The sequence below is a fragment of the Bacillus sp. HY001 genome, from assembly GCF_007558965.1.
Taxonomy (GTDB): Bacteria; Bacillota; Bacilli; order Bacillales; family Bacillaceae_G; genus Bacillus_A; species Bacillus_A mobilis.
Map to the genome: position 1 here is coordinate 1 of NZ_VLTE01000357.1, position 476 is coordinate 476.

The 476-nt window shown below is 40.3% G+C and carries 2 protein-coding genes; both read right to left on the bottom strand.

What is annotated here, in order from left to right; genetic code table 11:
- Positions 1-244: DUF421 domain-containing protein (locus FOT98_RS31720; protein ID WP_483861242.1), on the bottom strand; the 244-nt coding region annotated here is incomplete at its 3' end.
- A 20-nt stretch (positions 245-264) separates the two neighbouring features.
- Positions 265-471 carry a DUF1657 domain-containing protein gene (locus tag FOT98_RS31725; RefSeq protein ID WP_000215901.1) on the bottom strand — a complete coding sequence of 69 codons (207 nt, stop codon included), beginning with the start codon at positions 469-471 and terminating at the stop codon, positions 265-267.
- Between the last annotated feature and the right edge of the window lie 5 nt (positions 472-476).

The window sequence follows — 476 nt, forward strand, 5'->3', positions numbered from 1 at the left end:
GGATTCCTGTTAAAAAAGGTACCACAGCGAAAATGAGTATCGCAAAGACGCCGTGAAAAAATTTTGAATCGAGCCCTGTAGATACTTGGGCAGCGATGACACCGATTGTCATTCCGGCTATGTATTCCATAAAGGAGAGCTGAGAGATTTGTCTTTTCCCTAACCATTTCGTAATAGCGAATAAAATAATTAATATGAATACAGAGCGAAGAATGACAAGTGTCCATTCCGGCAGGTGAGACATATTCATTTCCTCCAGTCTACTTAAAACCCTTTATATTGAGGTTCTTCACGTTCTAATACTGAAACTCTATTTTGTAAATCAGCGATGATGCTCTCCATTTCTAACATACATTCATGAAATACACGTTTTGATTCTGCGTCCTGTGAATGTAGTGAAAGGGAGCTCAAACTTGCTTGAGCGCCCCTTACACTAGCAAGGCAGGTTTTGACGCTAGCGATAACTGTCATACGAA

Coding starts and splice junctions, on each gene's coding strand:
- FOT98_RS31725 (WP_000215901.1), bottom strand. CDS start 471: ATGACAGTTATCGCTAGCGTCAAAACCTGCCTTGCTAGTGTAAGGGGC.